A 19,073-nucleotide genomic window follows, 5' to 3' on the forward strand; every position below is an offset into this window, starting at 1 on the left:
GGACCAACACGAAGGCCCCTCACCGACGGTGAGGGGCCTTCAGACGTTTACGACACCGACCCGCCATGCTCGCCTCGCGGCAAGTGGTCCCTCGAAGGGACGAAGGTTGGGCCCGGGGGCTTGGATCGAGCCGGTGTCCCGTCCAATGTAACGCATCGGCCCGGAGAGGCAAGGAGTGGACGGGGAAAGACCTCGGCAGCGGGTCGGGGTTGTCGGATCCGCACACTCAATGAACGTTATTTCTGGCTACCCCTTGGTAGGTGCGACGATCGAGGTCTAGCATGCGCAGGCGATGCCTTCAACAAAATGTTGAGCCTGCGGGACAGACGGAAGAAGGAAGCGTCGATGGCGACGGTGCCCAGTGTCTCCAACTCGATCACGGTGCGACTGGAGGTCCCGGCCCGCGGCAACGCGGTCAGCGCGATCACCACGGCCGTGGAGTCCTCCGGTGGATCGGTGACCGGTCTCGACGTCACCGCGTCCGGCCTGGAGGCGCTGCGGATCGACGTGACCGTGGCGGCCTCCTCGGTCGCACACGGCGAGGAGATCGTCGAGAAGCTGCGGGCGATCGACGGCGTGGCGATCGGCAAGGTCTCGGACCGCACCTTCCTGATGCACCTCGGCGGCAAGATCGAGATGTCCTCGAAGCTGCCGATCCGCAACCGTGACGACCTGTCCATGATCTACACCCCGGGTGTCGCCCGGGTCTGCATGGCGATCGCCGAGAACCCCGAGGACGCCCGCCGCCTCACCATCAAGCGCAACAGCGTCGCGGTGGTCACCGACGGCTCGGCGGTGCTGGGCCTGGGCAACATCGGCCCGGCGGCCGCGCTGCCCGTCATGGAGGGCAAGGCGGCCCTGTTCAAGCGCTTCGCCGGGATCGACGCCTGGCCGATCTGCCTGGACACCCAGGACACCGACGAGATCGTGGCCATCGTCAAGGCGATCGCCCCGGGCTTCGCCGGCATCAACCTGGAGGACATCTCCGCGCCGCGCTGCTTCGAGATCGAGGCCCGGCTGCGCGAGGCCCTGGACATCCCGGTCTTCCACGACGACCAGCACGGCACCGCGATCGTGGTGCTGGCCGCCCTCACCAACGCGCTGAAGGTGGTCGGCAAGGAGATCGGCGACATCCGCGTGGTGATGTCGGGCGCCGGCGCCGCCGGTACCGCGATCCTCAAGCTGCTGCTGGCGGCCGGTGTCGAGCACGCCACCGTGGCGGACGTGCACGGTGTGGTCCACCAGGGCCGTGAGGACCTCAACGACAGCCTGCGCTGGATCGCCGAGCACACCAACCGCTCGGCCCGCACCGGCAGCCTCAAGGAGGCCGTGGCGGACGCCGACGTTTTCATCGGCGTCTCGGCCCCGAACGTGCTGGACGGCGACGACCTGGCCACCATGGCCGAGGACGCGATCGTCTTCGCGCTGGCCAACCCGGACCCGGAGGTCGATCCGAACGTCGCCCGGCAGTCCGCCGCCGTGGTCGCCACCGGCCGCAGCGACTTCCCGAACCAGATCAACAACGTGCTGGTCTTCCCGGGCGTCTTCCGCGGCCTGCTGGACGCCCAGAGCCGTACGGTCAACACCGAGATGATGATCGCCGCCGCCCGGGCGCTGGCCACCACCGTGGCCGACGACGAGCTGAACGCCAACTACATCATCCCGAGCGTCTTCCACAAGGACGTCGCCAAGACCGTCGCCGCCGCGGTGCGCGAGGCGGCCCTGGCCGGCGCCCAGGAGGCCCCGGCCCCGGCCCGCCCGACCCCCGGCATCGTCGGCACCCTCGACACCTCCGCCTTTCCCACCGTCAAGCTCTGACGGTCCGGCCTGACGACGTGTCGTCGATCGGTCAAATGTCCGATTAGCGGCCATACCCGCCCAAGCGCGCCCGAACCCTTGCGACACAAGGGCGAGGGGCGTGTTTGGGCTTGTCAGTCCTAGGGCGTACGGTAGCCCTGCACGGGGCAGGCGTGTCCGACAAGTACGGAACGTCCCCCTGGTCTTCCGGCGAGTCGTCCCGACCGCCGCCCGCGCCCGGTCCGCCGGAGCCGACGGAGCGTCACACCTCCAGTGAGCGGGCGTTGTTCGGGTGGCCCGGCCGGGGCCCGATTGGCTTTCTCGGGGCCGGTCGGGGCAGGATTCGTTCCCAGGCGGGCGGGCCTTCGACGGCTCCGGCGCGGCATCGGGTACGAACCCGGCCTGCGACCACGCATTGCCTGCATGAGCACAGTGTGCGGACCTGCGGCCCATCCGGGTGCCCCCCGGTGGGAGCACCGATGGGCCCCCGCACACCGCAAGCGAACAGACCACAGGAGTACACATGAACCGCAGTGAGCTGGTGGCCGCGCTGTCCGAGCGCGCCGAGGTGACCCGCAAGGACGCCGACGCCGTTCTGGCCGCCTTCGCCGAGATCGTCGGCGAGGTCGTCGCCAAGGGCGACGAGAAGGTCACCATCCCCGGTTTCCTGACCTTCGAGCGCACCCACCGCGCTGCCCGCACCGCCCGCAACCCGCAGACCGGTGAGCCGATCCAGATCGCGGCCGGCTACAGCGCCAAGGTGAGCGCCGGCTCCAAGCTGAAGGAAGCCGCCAAGGGCATCTGAACCACCCCTTGAACGCCCGAGAGGCCGGGCTCCCCGCTGGGGAGCCCGGCCTCTCGCCGTATGACCCGGTTGTCAGGCGTCGACCAGCTGCTCGCTGGGCAGCTCCACGTGGGCGCCCAGGTCGCGCAGCTTCTCCATGAAGTTCTCGTAGCCGCGGTTGATCAGATCGATGCCGTGCACGGTCGAGGTGCCCTCGGCCGCCAGCGCCGCGATCAGGTACGAGAAGCCGCCGCGCAGGTCCGGGATGACCAGCTCGGCGCCGATCAGCTTGGACGGGCCGGAGACGACCGCGGAGTGCAGGAAGTTGCGCGCGCCGAAGCGGCACGGGGTGGCGCCCAGGCACTCGCGGTACAGCTGGATGTGCGCGCCCATCTGGTTGAGCGCGCCGGTGAAGCCCAGGCGCGACTCGTACACCGTCTCGTGCACGATGGAGAGCCCGGTGGCCTGGGTCAGCGCGACCACCAGCGGCTGCTGCCAGTCGGTCTGGAAGCCCGGGTGCACGTCGGTCTCCAGGGCGATCGCCTTGAGCTCGCCGCCCGGGTGCCAGAAGCGGATGCCCTCGTCGTCCACCTCGAAGGCGCCGCCGACCTTCCGGAAGGTGTTGAGGAAGGTCATCATCTCCAGCTGGCGCGCGCCGCGGACGTAGATGTCGCCCTTGGTGGCGAGCGCCGCGCAGGCCCAGGAAGCGGCCTCCAGGCGGTCCGGCAGGGCGCGGTGGGTGTAGCCGCCCAGCTCGTCCACACCGGTGATCAGGATGGTGCGGTCGGTGCCCAGGGTGATGATCGCGCCCATCTTCTGCAGCACGCAGATCAGGTCGACGATCTCCGGCTCGATGGCCGCGTTGCGCAGCTCGGTGACGCCCTCGGCGAGGACGGCGGTGAGCAGCACCTGCTCGGTCGCGCCGACCGAGGGGTAGGGCAGCTCGATCTTGGTGCCGCGCAGCCGCTGCGGGGCGACCAGGTAGGTGCCCTGCGGGTGCTTCTCGATCGTGGCGCCGAACTGGCGCAGCACCTCGAAGTGGAAGTCGACCGGGCGGCCGCCGATGTCGCAGCCGCCCAGGCCCGGGATGAAGGCGTGGCCGAGGCGGTGCAGCAGCGGGCCGCAGAACAGGATCGGGATCCGCGAGGAGCCGGCGTGCGCGTCGATGTCAGCGACATTGGCGCTCTCGACGTGCGAGGGGTCGAGGATCAGCTCGCCGTCCTCGTCACCGGTGCGCACGGTCACGCCGTGCAGCTGCAGCAGGCCGCGGACCACCTTGACGTCGCGGATGTCCGGGACGTTGCGCAGTCTGCTGGGGCCCTGGCCGAGGAGGGCGGCGACCATGGCCTTGGGGACCAGGTTCTTCGCACCGCGGACGCGGATCTCGCCTTCGAGCGGGTTTCCGCCGTGGACCAGCAGGACGTCGTCGGTCATCGTTCTCGCAATCCGGGGTGCCAGAGGAGTGGGACGGGCTCCGGTTCGGAGCCGCTGGTGGACCGGTGGTACGGGCGTACGGGCGCGTTCGGGCCCCCGGAGAATCCGAGTCGGCACCGTAGAGGGGCGTCCACCATCCGTAGATGGTAGTAGGCGTTCCGATGGTTCCCGTGAGCCTCTCCCGTGATGGTGCTCTCTCCCCGGTCCCTCCCGCCCGCCGATGCGGCCGTACGGGTGTTCGTTCGGCGCGGCGGGGTTTCGGGTGTTGTGGTGCCCGACCGGTGCCGTTCTGCGGGATCATGTGTGGCATGACGGCGGCCCATTCGCACGGAGGCCGGTCCCACACCGGCCGTCTGCTCGTCGCGACGCCCCTGCTCACCGATCCGAACTTCGCGCGGGCGGTGGTGCTCCTCCTCGACCACGACGCCGAGGGGGCGCTCGGTGTGGTCCTCAACCGGCCGACGCCGGTCGAGGTGGGCAGTGTGCTGGACGGCTGGGGCAGACTCGTCGGGCAGCCGGCGGTGGTGTTCCAGGGCGGGCCGGTGGCGCTGGACTCGGCGCTGGGCCTGGCCGTCGCGCCGGGGGAGCCGGGCACCGGCGAGCCGCTGGGCTGGCGGCGGGTGCACGGCGCGATCGGGCTGGTGGACCTGGAGGCGCCGCCCGAGGTGCTGGCCGGCGAACTGGGGAGCCTGCGGATCTTCGCCGGGTACGCCGGCTGGTCGCCGGGCCAGCTGGAGGCCGAGCTGGAGAGCGGCGCCTGGCACCTGGTGGACTGCGAGCCCGGCGACATCTCCAGCCCCGAGCCGGAGCGGCTGTGGCGCTCGGTCCTGCGCCGCCAGCGCGGGCCGCTGGCGCTGCTGGCGACCTACCCGGACGACCCGATGCTGAACTGAACTCCGTACGGATGTGCGGGCCCGTCCGCGCGACACTGGCCCGGTTTCCGGAGGCGCCCATAGACTTGTCACCTATGAGCACTCTTGAGCCCGAGCGCGGCCTCGGCACCGGCACCCTGGTCGAGCCCGTCCCGCAGGTGTCCAACGGGGACGGCGACCACGAGCGCTTCGCGCACTACGTCCAGAAGGACAAGATCATGGAGAGCGCGCTCTCCGGGTCCCCGGTGGTCGCACTCTGCGGCAAGGTGTGGGTGCCCGGGCGCGACCCGAAGAAGTACCCGGTCTGCCCGATGTGCAAGGAGATCTACGACGGCATCGGCAAGCCGCAGGGCGGCGACGGCGACAAGTAGTCCCCGGCCGCCGCGGTTCCGGCGAACGCAGCGCCGTTCTGCACGGCACCGCGTTCCCGTAGTGGTCTACGCCAATCGTTCCGGGCGTGGGCAGGATGTCGGAACGGGCCTCATTCCCGCACCTTCGAGTGCCTCCGCCGCCCGGACGAGGACTACCCGCTCGATGCCGCGACCACGCTGACCGCCCCGCCCGGGCCGGCCGACGCCGGGCGCTGGCTGCGCGGCGCGCCGTCCGCCACCACCGGGCTGCCGTTCGGCCCGGGCCAGCCGGTGCGGGATCGAGCTGCTCCGGGACGACCGGCTGGCCGCCGAGGCGTACCGGATCGCGGTGCGCCCCGGCCACGCCCGTGCTCGCCGCGGGCGGCCCGGCCGGTGCGCTGTGGGCCGCCCGGACCCTGCGGCAGCTGCTCGGCCCGGACGCCTGCCGGCGCTCCCCGCCGCGCCGCGAGGGCTGGGTGCTGCCCGGCGCGGACATCGCGGACGCCCCCCCGACGAGATCCTGGAGGGCGGCCTGGCCATCACCACCACGCCGCCGGTGCGGTGATCGCCGCCCCGTCGTGGAGTGGGGGTGCGGGAACTTATGGGTGTTCATCTGACGTCAATATCAGATGAACATCTGCCCAGGCCCGGCCCGGGTCGGGGCAGATACCGCCCGGTATCCGTCCCAAACGGGCAGTTCCGTTCACCGGTCCCGAAATGATCATCGAGCATTGTGTGCCAGAGTTGCCCAACCCGGCCCGATCGCCCGTACCCTACGGGCCAGGCCGGGCTGCTGACGCGGACAGCACGGCCACGGCCGCGGGCGGCAGGCGATCGATGAGCAAGTGGAGCACGGTGGGACCCAGGTGAACCGGACGATCATGCTGCCGGCCTCGCTCGACGAGGCCGTCGACGCGCTGGCCGCCGCCCCGGCCGCGGTACCGGTGGCCGGGGCCACCGACCTCATGGAGGCCGTCAACGCCGGACGGCTGCGCCCCGCCGCCCTGGTCGGCCTCGGCCGGATCACCGAACTGCGCGGCTGGCGCTACGAGGACGGCGGCACCGCCGTCCTGGGCGCCGGACTCACCCACGCCCGGATGGACCGCCCCGACTTCGCCGCGCTCATCCCCGCGCTCGCCGACGCCGCCCGCACCGCCGGCCCGCCGCAGGTCCGCAACGTCGGCACCCTCGGCGGCAACATCGTCACCGCCGCCCCGGCCGGCGACACCCTCCCGGTGCTCGCCGCGCTGGAGGCCAGCGTCACCCTGGCCCGGGCCGGCGCCAGCCGCGAGGTGCCGGTCAGCCACCTGCTCACCGGCCTCGACCCGGTGCGCCCGGGCGAACTGCTCACCTGGGTGCGGGTCCCGCTGCTGCACGCGCCGCAGGTCTTCCTCAAGGCCACCGGCCGCAGCGGCCCGGCCCGCGCCACCGCCTCCGTCGCGCTCGTCCTCGACCCGGCCCGGCGCGCCGTGCGCTGCGCCGTCGGAGCCGTCGCCCCGGTGCCGCTGCGCCCGCTGGAGGCCGAGGCCTGGGTGGCCGGCTGCATCGACTGGGACGGCAGCCGGGAGATCGACCCGGCCGCCACCGCCGCCTTCGGCGAGTACGTGGCCGCCGCCTGCGTCCCTGACAACTACGGTGCCGAGGGCGCCTGGGAGGCCGTGACCGAGGGGCCGACCGCGGCCGCCGTTCGGCTGCGGCGTACCGTATCGGTGCTGGCCCGACGGGCACTGGGAAGGGCGCTGAAGTGACCACAGACCCCATCGAGACCCTCGACGCCGACCCGCTCGGCCTCGCCCCGCAGGTCACCCGCGAGCTGCGCCCGTGCGCCTCCTACACGCTGCGGGTCAACGGTTTCGAACGACCCGTCACCGACGCCTGGATCGGCGAGAGCCTGCTCTACGTGCTGCGCGAGCGGCTCGGCCTGGCCGGCGCCAAGGACGGCTGCGAGCAGGGCGAGTGCGGCGCCTGCTCGGTGCAGGTGGACGGCCAGCTGGTGGCCGGCTGCCTGGTGCCCGCCGCACTGGCCGCCGACAGCGAGATCAACACCGTCGAGGGCCTGTCGGCCGGCGGTGGCGCGAGCGACGTCCAGCAGGCGCTGGCCGCCTCCGGCGCCGTCCAGTGCGGCTACTGCACCCCCGGCATGGCGATGGCCGTGCACGACCTGCTCCAGCGCAACCACCGGCCCACCGAGGTCGAGGCCCGGCAGGCGCTGTGCGGCAACCTCTGCCGCTGCACCGGCTACCGCGGCGTGCTGGCCGCCGTCCAGACCGTCGCGGACGCCCGCGCGCTGGAGGCCGGGGAGGCGGAGGAGGCCGCGGCCGCCGCCGAGGAGGCCGTCGCCGAGCAGCCCGCCGTGGAGACCCCGGTCGAGGTGCCGGCCGAGGCGTCGGTCGGGCAGCCCGCCGCCGTCGAGCCGGAGCCGACCGTCGAGCCGCCGGTCTACACCGACGCCGAGGCCTGGATCGAGCTCACCCCGCAGCCGGCCCCGGAGCCGGAGCCGACCGTCGAGCCGCAGGTCTGCACCGACGCCGAGGCCTGGATCGAGCACACCCCGCAGCCGACCCCTGAGCCGGCGCCCGGCCAGGCCGTGCCCGCCCCCGGGTACGGCGACGGCGGCTACGACACCGGCGTGTACGACACCTCCGCGCTGACCGCGATGCACCCCGGCATCCCCGCCCAGGCCACCGACGACCAGGTCTACTACCCGCCGCAGGGCTACCCCGAGCAGGGCTACCCCGAGCAGGGCTACCCCGAGCAGGGCTACCCCGGGCAGCCCTACCAGGCCACCCCCGCGCACGGCACCTACGTGCCGGCCGGCTATCCGGACGGCCACCAGCCGCAGCACGGCTACGACACCGGCTACGACGCCCCGGTCTACGAGCCCACCCCCGCGCACGGCACCCCGCTACCCGCCGCCGTCTACGACGGCACGCCCCCGCACGGCACCCCGTACGCCGACCCGCACGGTGCCCCGGCCGAGGGCGGTGCCCCGGCCGGCGTCCCGTACACCGCCACCCCCGCCCACGGCATCCGCCTCCCCGAGGACGACCACGCATCATGACGTCGCCTACCGACATCGGCGCAGCAATCCAGCAGGACGGCGGCGAGGGCGGCGCGCCGGAGCCGTTCGGCCTGGGCAGCTCCCCGCTGCGCAGCGACGCGCTGCCCAAAGCGCTCGGCATCTACCCCTACGCGGCCGACCTGTGGGCCGAGGGGCTGCTCTGGGGCGCGGTGCTGCGTTCGCCGCACCCGCACGCCCGGATCCGCGGCATCGACACCTCGGCCGCGCTCGCCCTGCCCGGCGTGCACGCCGTGGTCACCGCCGAGGACCTGCCGCCCGGTCCGGCGGGCACCCCGGACGGTGCCCCGGCCGGCCCGATCGTCGCCGACCGGCCGGTGCTGGCCGCCGGCGTGGTGCGCCACCACGGCGAGCCGGTCGCCGCGGTCGCCGCCGACCACCCGGACACCGCCCGGCTGGCGGTCGGCCTGATCACGGTCGACTACGAGCCGCTGGAGGCCGTGATCGACCCCGAGCAGTCCTTCACCGCGCCGCCGCTGCACCCGGACGGCAACCTGTTCCGCCACCTGCCGCTGCGCACCGGGGACCCGGACGCGGCCGGCGAGATCATCGTCGAGGGCCTCTACCAGGTCGGTCGGCAGGACCCGGCCCCGCTCGGTGCCGAGGCCGGGCTGGCCGTACCGCGCCCGGACGGCGGCGTCGAGCTGCACCTGTCCTCCACCGACCCGCACGGCGACCGCGACCGCACCGCCGCCTGCCTGGGCCTGGAGCCCGACCGGGTCCGGCTGGTGGTCACCGGCGTGCCCGGCGCCACCACCGACCGCGAGGACCTCGGCTTCCAGGTCACCCTGGCGCTGCTGGCGCTGCGCACCGGCCGCCCGGTGAAGATGACGCTGACCCGCGAGGAGTCCTTCCACACCCACGCCTCGCGCCACCCCGCGCTCCTGCGCTACCGCCACCACGCCGATGCCGAGGGCAACCTGGTGAAGGTCGAGGCGCAGATCCTGCTGGACGGCGGCGCCTACGCGGACGTCTCCGCCGAGGCGCTGGCCGCCGCGACGGCCTTCTCGGTCGGCCCGTACGTCTGCCCGAACGTGTTCGTGGACGCCTGGGCGGTGCGCACCAACAACCCGCCGGCCGGGCGGATGCGCGGCGAGGGCGCGCTGCAGGCCTGCTTCGCGTACGAGTCCCAGCTGGACCAGCTGGCCGCCCGGGTGGGCGTGGACCCGGTGGAGATCCGCCGCCGCAACGCGATGTCCACCGGCGACCCGATGCCCACCGGACAGGCCGTCACCTGCCCGGCGCCGGTGAAGGCGCTGCTGGACGCGGTGGCGGCCGAGCCGCTGCCAGCCCTGCCGGTGGACGACCCGGACGCCGAGTGGCTGCTGCCCGGCGGGCCCGGCGGTGCCGGGGACCCGGTGGCGGTGCGCCGCGGCATCGGCTACGCCGTCGGCATGGTGCACATGCTCGGCGCCGAAGGCGAGGACGAGGTCTCCACCGCCACCGTGCGGGTCAGCGGTGACCACGCCACGGTGATCTGCGCGGCCGTCGACGCCGGACAGGGCTTCGCCACGCTGGCCCGGCAGATCGTGCAGACCGTGCTGGGCGTCAGCGAGGTCTACATCGCGCCCGCCGACAGCGACCAGTCGATCGCCGGGCCCTCCGCCCGGGGCCGGCACACCTGGGTCTCCGGCGGCGCGGTCGAGCGGGCCGCGCTGATGGTCCGCCACCAGCTGCTGCAGCCGATCGCGGCCAACTTCGGGATGTCGGTGGAGCTGCTGCAGATCGCCGACGGCAAGATCACCTCCTACGACGGGGTGCTCGGCATGCCGGTCGCCGAGGCGCTGGAGGGCAAGGAGCTCTGGGCGACCGCGCAGTGCCGCCCGCACCCGACCGAGCCGCTGGACGAGTCCGGGCAGGGCGACGCCTTCGTCTCCATCTCCTTCTGCGCGATGCGCGCGGTGGTGGACGTGGACATCGAGCTGGGGACCGTCCGGGTGGTCGAGATGACCGTCGCCCAGGACGTCGGCCGGGCGCTGAACCCGCGGCAGATCGAGGACCGGATCGAGGCGGGCGTGGCCCAGGGCGTGGGCCTGGCGCTGATGGAGGACCTGCGCACGGAGGGCGGGGTGCTGCGCAATCCCTCGCTCACCGGCTACCGGCTGCCCACCTCGCTGGACACCCCGGAGGTGCGGATCGCCGCGCTGCTGGAGGAGCGGGACGTGGTCGCCACCTTCGGTGCCAAGGCGGTCAGCGCCGTCCCCGCGGTGGTCGCCCCGGCGGCCGTCGCCGCCGCCGTCCGGGCCGCCACCGGCCTGCCGGTCGGCCGGCTGCCGATCCGCGCGGAGGACGCGGTCACGGCCTGAGCGCGGCCGGGCGCGGAGCGGAGAAGCAGGAAGGACCCGGCGACCATGGCCCGGATCGGCTGCCTGCTGCTGATCGTCTCCGGCGCGGTGGGGCTCAAGGTGCTGCACTGAGCCCCGGTCCTACGTCCACGGACCCAGGCGATCACCGACTCGGGTCAGGGGTCACCGACGCGGACGGCTCTTACGATGGCATGTATGACCACTGCCTCCCCCACCTCGGTCGACTCCACCTCCATACCCGACGGAACCGACCCCGACGGCGGGGTCCTCGGCGGCCGCTACCGCGCGCTGACGCTGGGGATCGTGTCGGTGGTCCTGGTGATCGCCTTCGAGGCGACCGCCGTCAACACCGCGATGCCGACTGCGGCCCGCCAGCTGGACGGCCTCGGGCTGTACGCCTTCGCCTTCTCCGGCTACTTCACCACCACGCTGTTCGCGCTGGTCGTCTCCGGCCAGTGGTGCGACCGGCGCGGGCCGCTGCAGCCGCTGTTCACCGGCATCTCGGTGTTCGGCGTCGGCCTGGTGGTGGCCGGGACGGCGCCCGGCATGTGGGTGTTCGTGGTCGGCCGGGCGATCCAGGGCCTGGGCGGCGGGCTGGTGATCGTCGCGCTGTACGTGGTGGTCGGCCGGGCCTACCCGGAGCGGCTGCGACCGGCGGTGTTCGCGGCCTTCTCCTCGGCCTGGGTGCTGCCCTCGATCATCGGGCCGCTGGTCTCCGGGGCCGTCACCCAGCACCTCGGCTGGCGCTGGGTGTTCCTGGCGGTGCCGGTGCTGATCCTGCTGCCGCTGGCCGTGATGGGCCCGGCGCTGGCCCGCTCCGAACGGGAGCGCCCGGTGCTCAAGGGCGCGGACTTCGACCGCCGCCGCACCCTGCTGGCCGCGATGGCCGCGGTCGGCGCCGGCCTGCTGCAGTACGCGGGGCAGCGGCGCGACCTGGTCGGGCTGTTCCCCGGGATCGCCGGGGCGGCGCTGCTGGTGCCGGCCGTCCTGGGACTGCTGCCCGAGCGGACCCTGCGGGCCGGGCGCGGACTGCCGACCGTGATCCTGCTGCGCGGACTGGCCGCCGGGGCGTTCCTCGGGGCCGAGGCCTTCGTCCCGCTGATGATGACCACTCAGCGCGACCTCTCGCCGACGCTGTCCGGACTGACCCTGACCAGCGGCGGGCTCACCTGGGCCCTGGGCTCCTGGCTGCAGGGGCGGCCGGGGGCCGAGCGCTACCGCGAGGCGATGATCCGGGGCGGCTTCGTGCTGACCTCGGTGGCGATCGCGGGGGCCGCGCTGGTGCTGGTCCCGGCGGTGCCGGCCTGGGTGGCCTCGGTGGCTTGGGGCGTCGGCGGCATCGGGATGGGGCTGACGGTCGCGAGCGTCAGCGTGCTGATGATGAAGCTCTCCGCGCCGGAGGACGCCGGGGCCAACTCGGCCGCCCTGCAGATGAGCGACGCGCTGGGCAACGTGCTGCTGACGGGCCTGGCGGGGGTGCTGTTCGCGGCGCTGGGCGGCGGCTCGCTCGCCGCCGCCCACGCGGGCGCCGCCGGCTCGCCCGGTGCCTTCGCGGTGATCCTGCTGGTGATGGCCGGGGTGGCGCTGGTGGGGGCGCTGCTCTCCGGCCGGGTCCGCAGCCGCGCCTGACGGTCAGCCCGCGGCGGGGGAGGTGGCCGGCGGCGCCGCGGCCGGGGTGCCGAGGAAGTTCTCCCAGCCGCCGGCCGGGGACTGGCCCGGGGCGAGGCTCTGCAGCTTGCGCAGCACCGCCGGGTCCTGGGCGTCCAGCCAGTCCACCAGCTGGCGGAAGGAGACCAGCCGGACCTCCGGCTTGTCCGCGATGGTCTTGAGCGTGTCCTCGACGGCGTTCATGTAGATGCCGCCGTTCCACTCCTCGAAGTGGTTGCCGATGATGTACGGCGCCCGGTTGCCGTTGTACGTGCGGTCGAAGCCCATCAGGTAGGCGTCCCGGGCCTGGGCCTGGAAGCCCGGGTGGAGCGCCGGGTCGGCCCTGGTGTTGGGGCCGCACTGGTTGTACATGATGTTGTAGTCCATCGACAGCACCTGGAAGGTGTGCCCGGGGAAGGGGATGGCCTGCAGCGGGAGGTCCCACAGCGTGCCGCCCTGGATCTTCTGCGGCCACACCTGGGTGCCGTTGCCGCTGCTGTCGTAGCGCCAGCCGCGTTTGACCGCGGCGGGCAACAGGTTGCGCTGGCCCTCCAGGCAGGGGGTGCGGCTGCCGATCAGCTCCTTGCGGTAGTCGAAGGGCAGCGCCGGCAGGTCGGTGAAGCCGGTGTTGGTGCGCCAGTTCATCACGAAGTCCATCGCCTGCTGGATCTCGCTGTCCCACTCCTCGGGGGACCAGTTGCCGACGCCGGTGGAGCCGCAGAAGTGCCCGTTGAAGTGGGTGCCGATCTCGTGGCCCTCCAGCCAGGCGGCGTGCACGTTCTCCAGGGTGTCGTGGATGTGCTGGTCGCTCAGGTAGCCGATCTCGGAGGCGCCGGCGTCGTGCTGCGGCGGGCGGTACTGGTCCTTCTTGGACTCCGGCAGCAGGTAGAGGCCGCTGAGGAAGAAGGTCATCGAGGCGTTGTGCTCCTGGGCCAGTCGGCGGAAGCGGCCGAACAGGCCGTTGTCGAGCTCGCCGGCGCCGTCCCAGGAGAAGACCACGAACTGCGGCGGGCGCCGGCCGGGCCGGAGCCTCTCGGGGACGGGCTGGTGCGGCTGGACGCCGGTGTCGGAGGTGGAGCCGTCGCCGATCAGTACGGCCTGCGGCTTCTGCGGGACCGCGGCCGGGGTGGGGCTCTGCCTGCCGTCCGCCGGGGCGGCCTGAGCGGTTCCGCCCGTCGCGTGCTGCTCTCCGCCGCCGGGCCGGTCGCTGCCGCAGCCGGCTGCCAGGGCTGCGGCGGTGGCCGCTCCGGCGGCCAGCAGGGTGCGGCGGGAGAGAGCGTCCATGGTCACTCCGTTCATGAGGCGTTCGGCAGGCGTTCGGCAGGCGTACGGCGCGCGGAAGTCCGGTCGGACCGGAGGAGCGATAGAACCCGTGATCGGGTCAGCATGGCACGCGGGCCGGAACGGTCTCAGAGGCGCAGCGATCGGTCGTAATCGATCGCCCGATTGACGCAACCGAACCGGAGGGCCGGGGCGTCGGTGCTGTTCGGTAGGTCGTTCCACCGTGCTCGCTCGCGGACCGGGCCCGTCACTCTCGGCCCCCGAATCATCACTCGGCGCACGGATGAGGGCTGCGACCCTGCCGATCGGCGGGTGCGGATACGACCATCGTGGGGACGTGCCTTAGGGTCCGATCCGATTGAATGATTTCCCAGGAAACTCCCAGGAAGCGGGATTCCGGTCGGCAGAGGGGAGCGCCCATGGGCGTCCAGCAGAGCAGGAGCCCCTGGCCGGGCACCCTGGCGGCGGGCGCCGCGCTGGTGCTCGGCGCCTGGCTGCTGCACGGCGGCGGCGCGCCCGTGCCGCCGCCCGCCCCGCAGGCCGGGCAGGCGCTGTCCGGCCTCGCGCCGGTCTCCGTCGTCCCGCCGCTCGGCCCGTCCGCCCCGACCCGGGTCCGCATCCCGGCAGTCCGCCTGGACGCCCCCGTCACCGAACTCGGCCTGGACTCCGACGGCCACCTGCAGGCCCCGCCCGAGGCGGACCGCAACCTCGCGGGCTGGTACCGCGGCGGCGCCGCCCCGGGCCAGCGCGGCACCGCCATCCTGGCGGGGCACGTCGACAACAAGGCCGGGCCGGCCGTCTTCTACCATCTCGGAGCGCTCCGTCGGGGCGACCGGGTCGAGATCGCCCGGGTGGACGGAGCCACCGCCGTCTACCAGCTGTACGCCATCGAAGTGCACGACCGAAAGGACTTCCCGGACGACCGGGTCTATCGCCAGGCCGCCGACGCGCAGCTGCGGGTGATCACCTGCGGCGGCGCGTACAGCGAGGAACACGGCTACGAGGGCAACGTCGTGGCCTACGGATTCCTGGCCGACACCGCTTCTCCGGGCGAAGCCGCATGACCACGCTCACCCTCGCCTCCCGCTGGAACCCGATCGACTGGCCGCTCACCCACGGCCCGATCCCGTACGCCGTGCTCGCCGTGGGCTGGGCGGCGCTGGCCGTGCTCGCCGTCCGCCGCGGCCGGAACTGGTGGCGGTTCCGTCTGCCGGCCGCGCTGGTCACCGCGGCCGCGCTCAGCCTGCTGCTCGACGTCCTGGTGGACGGCTGGTGGCACCCCTTCCCCGAGGGCACGCCCCGGTACGTCACCTGGTGGATAGCCGTCGCCCTGCTGGGCTTCTGCCTGGCGGGCTACCGGATGCGCCGGCTGCCCTGGCGGCGGCGGGCGCTCACGTTCGGCCTCGGCCTGCTGGTGCTGCTGATGGCCGCCTCCCAGGTCAACATCGGCTTCGGCCAGTTCCCGAGTGGCCGGGTGATGCTCGCGCCATGGCTGACCAGGACCGAGTCGCTGGTCGCCGACAAGGCCGGCCAGACCGTGGCAGCCCCACCGGACAAGGTGCTCGACGAGGTCTGGCACGCCCCGGCGAACCTGCCGGAGAAGGGCACCGTCTCGGTGGTGCCGATCCCGGGCACCCGGTCGGGCTTCAAGGCCCGCGGAGCGTACGTCTACCTCCCGCCCGCCTACCAGGCGACCCCGCGGCCGCTGCTGCCGGTGGTCGTCATGATCAGTGGTCAGCCAGGGATCCCGGGGGACTGGGTGCTCTCCGGGCAGATCAACGAGGCGCTGGACGCGTTCGCGGCCGAGCACGGCGGCCTCGCGCCGATCGTGGTGATGCCCGACCAGCTCGGCTCGACCTGGGCCAACACGCTCTGCCTGGACTCGAAGATCGCCAAGGTGCAGACCTACCTGGCCGTGGACGTCCCTGACTGGATCCACCAGAACCTGCAGACCGCCACCGGCCGCAAGGCCTGGGCGATCGGTGGCGCCTCGATGGGTGGCACCTGCGCGCTCCAGCTCGGCGTCAACGCGCCGGACGTGTACGGCACCGTCCTCGACATGTCAGGGCAGGAGGAACCGACCCTGGGCACCCGGGAGGAGACGGTCGAGGCCGCCTTCGGCGGTGACGAGGGGAGTTTCGACGCGGTCGATCCGCTCCAGGTGATGACCCGCAGGAAGTTCCCGGACACCACTGTCGCCCTGGTGGTCGGCGAGACCGACGGGGAGTTCCGGCCGCAGATGGAGAAGGTCTACCAGGCCGTGCAGAAAGCCGGGATGAAGGCCAGGTTCGAGCTCATGCCGGGCGGCCACGGCTGGGTCGTGTTCCGCCCCGGCATCGTCCGGCAGATCCCGTGGCTGGCCCAACAGACCGGACTGACCAGGTGATCGGGGTCGGGCTCGCGCCCGTCGAGCGCGAGCGGGGAGCGGGGCCGAGCACGGGGCACGCGGCCGACCGCGGCGCCGACCTCGGCCCGGTCACCCGGACGGTGGAGCCGCGCCCGCAGCGGGCGCGGCGGGCGGCCCGGGTGCTCCGCGACCGGCTGCGCGCGGCACCGCTGACCCTGGCGTTGCTCGCCGGGCTCTGGGCGCTCGGCGCGGCCACCGGGAGCCTGGCCGCCGGGCCGTCCGCGCGGCTGCTCGGCCGTGTCGGCGTCGGCCTGTCCACGCTCGCCGAGGGCCGCTGGTGGACGCCGGTCACCTCGATGCTGTGGTGCTCGGGCATCGGCGCGTACGTCTTCACCAGCCTGCTGCTGCTCCTGGTCGGCCCGGCCGCCGAGCGGCTGCTCGGCCGGCGGCGCACCCTCGCGGTGCTGGTCGGCGGGCAGGTGGCCGGCACCCTGCTGGGCGCCGGGCTGGTCGAGTTCGGCTCCTCGGCGGGGGAGCAGTGGACCGGCTCGGTGGCCGACCAGATCTCGGTCGGGCCCGGCGTCGGCCTGTTCGCCCTGGCCGGGGTGCTCGGCTACCAGCTCACCGTGCTCTGGCGCCGTCGGCTGCACCTGCTGGTGCTGCTCGTCCCGCTGGTCATGACGCTGTACGTCGGCCACCTCCAGAGCGTCCAGCGCTGCGCCGCCGCGCTGGTCGGACTGGGCGTCGGCGCCCTGCTCGGCCGGGGCCGGCCGTACCTGCGCACCCCCCGCTCCTCGCACACCGAGACCCGGGTGCTGGTCGCGCTCTGCCTGGTCGCCGCCGCCTTCGGGCCGCTGATCGCCTCGCTGTACGACAACGCCAGCGGGCCGTTCAACACCTTCTCCGAGCTGTACTTCTCGCACCGGCTCAGCCTGGAGGAGGTGGCCGACTTCTGCGCGATGTCGGCCCACGACTGCGCCCGGGCACACGCCGTCGAGCGGATCTTCGACACCCCGGGGCGGTTGATGGCCGCACTGTTCCCGGCGCTGCTGCTGGTGCTCGCCGAGGGGCTGCGCCGGGGGCTGCGGTTCGCCTGGCGGATCACCGTCGCCGCCGAGCTGCTCTGGGTGGCGCTGCTGGCCTGGCTGTACCTGGACACCGGGCCGGTCAGCGGGGACGTGGCGCAGTACTTCGTCGAGGCGATGCTGCTGCCGCTGCTGACCACCGGTCTGCTGCTGGCCACCAGGCAGCGGTTCCGGGTGCGGCTGTCCGGCCGGGCGGTGCGCCGGCTGGCCGTGGTGGTCGGCGGGGCCGCGCTGGTCTCCTCGGCCGCCTACGTGGGGCTCGGACGCCTGGTGGTCCACCAGTTCGAGCCGGGGGCGACCGTCCGCCGGCTGATGCACGGACTGCCGGCCCAGTTCCTGCCGCCCGCGTACAACGACCTGACGCCGGACTACCCGATCGCGGTCGGCCCGGTGGCGCTGTTCCTGGAGACGTACTGCGGGCTGGCGTTCTGGGTGGTCACGCTGTGCGCGCTGCTGTCCGTCTTCCGCCGTCCGGTGCTGCACGCCGACGCGGCGGCGGCCGCCCGGGCCCGGGCGCTGCTCAGCGCGCACGGCGGCGGGACGCTGTCCTTCATCACCACCTGGGACGGCAACCACTACTGGTTCGACGAGCAGGGCCGCGCCGCCGTCGCCTACCGGCTGGTGGGCACCGTGGCGCTGACCACCGGCGACCCGTTCGGCGCGCCGGACGCGCGGGCGCGGGCGGTGGCCGGCTTCGCCCGGTACTGCGACGCCCGCGGCTGGACGCCGTGCTTCTACAGCGTCTCCGCCGAGACCAGGGCCGCCGCCGCCCAGCTGGGCTGGCGCTCGGTGCAGGTCGCCGAGGACACCGTGGTGCCGCTGCCCGAGCTGGCCTTCACCGGCCGCAAGTGGCAGGACATCCGCACCGCCCTCAACAAGGCCGGCAAGCAGGGCATCACCGCGGAGTGGTGGGCGTACCGCGAGGCGCCGATCGCGCTGCGCGAGCAGATCCGGGCGATCTCCGAGGAGTGGGTCTCCGAGAAGGGCCTGCCCGAGATGGGCTTCACCCTCGGCGGGCTGGAGGAACTGGACGACCCGGACGTACGGGTGCTGATCGCGGTGGACGAGCAGCGCACGGTGCACGGGCTGACCAGCTGGATGCCGGTGTACGAGAACGGCGTGCCGGTCGGCTGGACGCTGGACTTCATGCGGCGGCGCTCGGACGGCTTCCGCGGCGTCAACGAGTTCCTGATCGCCTCGGCCGCGCTCGGCTTCAAGGGTGAGGGCGCGCGCTTCCTGTCGCTCTCGGGCGCGCCGCTGGCCCGCACCGGGCAGGACGAGGAGCCCACCGGGCTGCAGCGGATGCTGGACTGGATGGGCAAGGTGCTGGAACCGGTGTACGGCTTCCGCTCGCTGCTCGCGTTCAAGGCGAAGTTCCAGCCGGAGTACCGGCCGATGTACATGGCCTACCCCGACCCGGCCGCGCTGCCCGGCATCACCAGGGCGATCGGCAAGGCCTACCTGCCGCACCTGACGGCGGGGCAGGGCGTGCGGCTGATGCGCAAGCTGTCGGGCTAGGCCCTTCCCGGGCCCCGGACCCGGGACCTGCCGTGTCGGCCGCTGTGGTGACCGGTTCTGACGGCCGGAAGCGCGGAGGCGCTCCCGGACGCCGTCCGGCAGTCAGCCGAGCAGCTGGGCGAGCGCGCGGTCGGCGTCCAGGTGCAGGTGCTCCTCGCCCTCGGCGACGAGCAGCCGGCTGCGCCACAGGAAGCGCCGCAGGTCGGTGGTGTCGAACCGGAGCAGCGCGGTGCCCTCCGGGGCCCGCAGCTCCACCATGGTGCGCCGCCCGATCGCGGGCCGGACGTGGACGTCGCCGACGCCGGCCGCCAGCTCCAGGCCGGCCGAGAGCAGCTGGCGGGCGAAGACCCAGACGATGGCCTCGGCGCCCTGGCCGTCCGTGACCTCGTCCAGCGAGAACTCGGCGGGGAAGGCCATCCGCACCGCGAACGGGTCCTCCGGCAGGTAGGACAGCACCACGCGCATCCGGGCGGAGCGCTGCGGGGAGAGGATCAGGCGGGCCTGGACGGTCTCTTCGACGGCGGTGTGCTGCATGGCGGGGTTCCTCCGGCTGTCGGGGGTGGGGCGGCCTTA

Annotated in this window: 13 protein-coding genes and 1 pseudogene; 11 read left to right on the forward strand and 3 right to left on the reverse strand. The window is 73.5% G+C overall.

The window, feature by feature from the left end:
- Positions 1 to 345 precede the first annotated feature (345 nt).
- Together ACWC9T_RS08515 and ACWC9T_RS08520 are read left to right on the forward strand one after the other, a co-directional pair.
- Entirely contained in the window at positions 346 to 1,818 is a 1,473-nt protein-coding gene (locus ACWC9T_RS08515) for a malic enzyme-like NAD(P)-binding protein (protein WP_449820286.1), read from the forward strand.
- 502 nt (positions 1,819 to 2,320) lie between these two features.
- Entirely contained in the window at positions 2,321 to 2,602 is a 282-nt protein-coding gene (locus ACWC9T_RS08520; protein ID WP_270146674.1) for an HU family DNA-binding protein, read from the forward strand.
- A gap of 72 nt (positions 2,603 to 2,674) precedes the next feature.
- On the opposite strand, the gene murA is transcribed toward ACWC9T_RS08520, so the two are convergent.
- Positions 2,675 to 4,015 carry a UDP-N-acetylglucosamine 1-carboxyvinyltransferase gene (murA, locus tag ACWC9T_RS08525; protein WP_355671828.1) on the reverse strand — a complete coding sequence of 447 codons (1,341 nt, stop codon included), beginning with the start codon at positions 4,013 to 4,015 and terminating at the stop codon, positions 2,675 to 2,677.
- 299 nt (positions 4,016 to 4,314) lie between these two features.
- On the opposite strand from murA, the gene ACWC9T_RS08530 reads away from it, so the two are divergent.
- The 6 genes and pseudogenes from ACWC9T_RS08530 to ACWC9T_RS08555 all read left to right on the forward strand — a co-directional run bounded on the left by ACWC9T_RS08530 (position 4,315) and on the right by ACWC9T_RS08555 (position 12,251).
- Positions 4,315 to 4,908: a YqgE/AlgH family protein gene (locus ACWC9T_RS08530; protein ID WP_449820352.1), complete on the forward strand. Its 594-nt coding sequence runs from the start codon at positions 4,315 to 4,317 to the stop codon at positions 4,906 to 4,908.
- A gap of 74 nt (positions 4,909 to 4,982) precedes the next feature.
- Positions 4,983 to 5,258: a DUF3039 domain-containing protein gene (locus ACWC9T_RS08535; RefSeq protein WP_153460824.1), complete on the forward strand. Its 276-nt coding sequence runs from the start codon at positions 4,983 to 4,985 to the stop codon at positions 5,256 to 5,258.
- Between the two features lie 860 nt (positions 5,259 to 6,118).
- Entirely contained in the window at positions 6,119 to 6,985 is an 867-nt protein-coding gene (locus ACWC9T_RS08540; protein WP_355671945.1) for an FAD binding domain-containing protein, read from the forward strand.
- 71 nt (positions 6,986 to 7,056) lie between these two features.
- A pseudogene (locus tag ACWC9T_RS08545) lies at positions 7,057 to 7,545 on the forward strand ((2Fe-2S)-binding protein); the annotation flags it as partial.
- A gap of 749 nt (positions 7,546 to 8,294) precedes the next feature.
- On the forward strand, positions 8,295 to 10,622 hold the full coding sequence (locus ACWC9T_RS08550) for a xanthine dehydrogenase family protein molybdopterin-binding subunit (RefSeq protein ID WP_449820287.1): 2,328 nt from the start codon (positions 8,295 to 8,297) through the stop codon (positions 10,620 to 10,622).
- A 195-nt stretch (positions 10,623 to 10,817) separates the two neighbouring features.
- A complete protein-coding gene (locus tag ACWC9T_RS08555; protein ID WP_449820288.1) occupies positions 10,818 to 12,251 on the forward strand; it encodes an MFS transporter in 1,434 nt (477 codons plus the stop codon).
- A 3-nt stretch (positions 12,252 to 12,254) separates the two neighbouring features.
- On the opposite strand, the gene ACWC9T_RS08560 is transcribed toward ACWC9T_RS08555, so the two are convergent.
- Positions 12,255 to 13,553, reverse strand: a complete 1,299-nt coding sequence (locus ACWC9T_RS08560) for a hypothetical protein (RefSeq protein ID WP_449820289.1) — start codon at positions 13,551 to 13,553, stop codon at positions 12,255 to 12,257.
- Between the two features lie 416 nt (positions 13,554 to 13,969).
- Here ACWC9T_RS08560 and ACWC9T_RS08565 point away from each other — a divergent pair, with 416 nt between their 5' ends.
- The 3 genes from ACWC9T_RS08565 to ACWC9T_RS08575 are packed head-to-tail and all read left to right on the forward strand — an operon-like array spanning position 13,970 to position 18,500.
- Entirely contained in the window at positions 13,970 to 14,614 is a 645-nt protein-coding gene (locus ACWC9T_RS08565; protein WP_449820290.1) for a class F sortase, read from the forward strand.
- On the forward strand, positions 14,611 to 15,936 hold the full coding sequence (locus ACWC9T_RS08570; RefSeq protein ID WP_449820291.1) for an alpha/beta hydrolase: 1,326 nt from the start codon (positions 14,611 to 14,613) through the stop codon (positions 15,934 to 15,936). The genes ACWC9T_RS08565 and ACWC9T_RS08570 overlap by 4 nt, the downstream gene beginning before the upstream one ends.
- Complete coding sequence (locus tag ACWC9T_RS08575; protein ID WP_449820292.1) at positions 15,933 to 18,500, forward strand: rhomboid family intramembrane serine protease; 2,568 nt, start codon at positions 15,933 to 15,935, stop codon at positions 18,498 to 18,500. Before ACWC9T_RS08570 ends, ACWC9T_RS08575 begins: the two co-directional genes overlap by 4 nt.
- Positions 18,501 to 18,602: 102 nt before the next feature.
- Here ACWC9T_RS08575 and ACWC9T_RS08580 read toward each other — a convergent pair whose 3' ends face one another.
- Positions 18,603 to 19,034 carry an SsgA family sporulation/cell division regulator gene (locus ACWC9T_RS08580; protein ID WP_449820293.1) on the reverse strand — a complete coding sequence of 144 codons (432 nt, stop codon included), beginning with the start codon at positions 19,032 to 19,034 and terminating at the stop codon, positions 18,603 to 18,605.
- Positions 19,035 to 19,073: the final 39 nt, after the last annotated feature.

The organism is Kitasatospora sp. NPDC001159 (assembly GCF_053598235.1).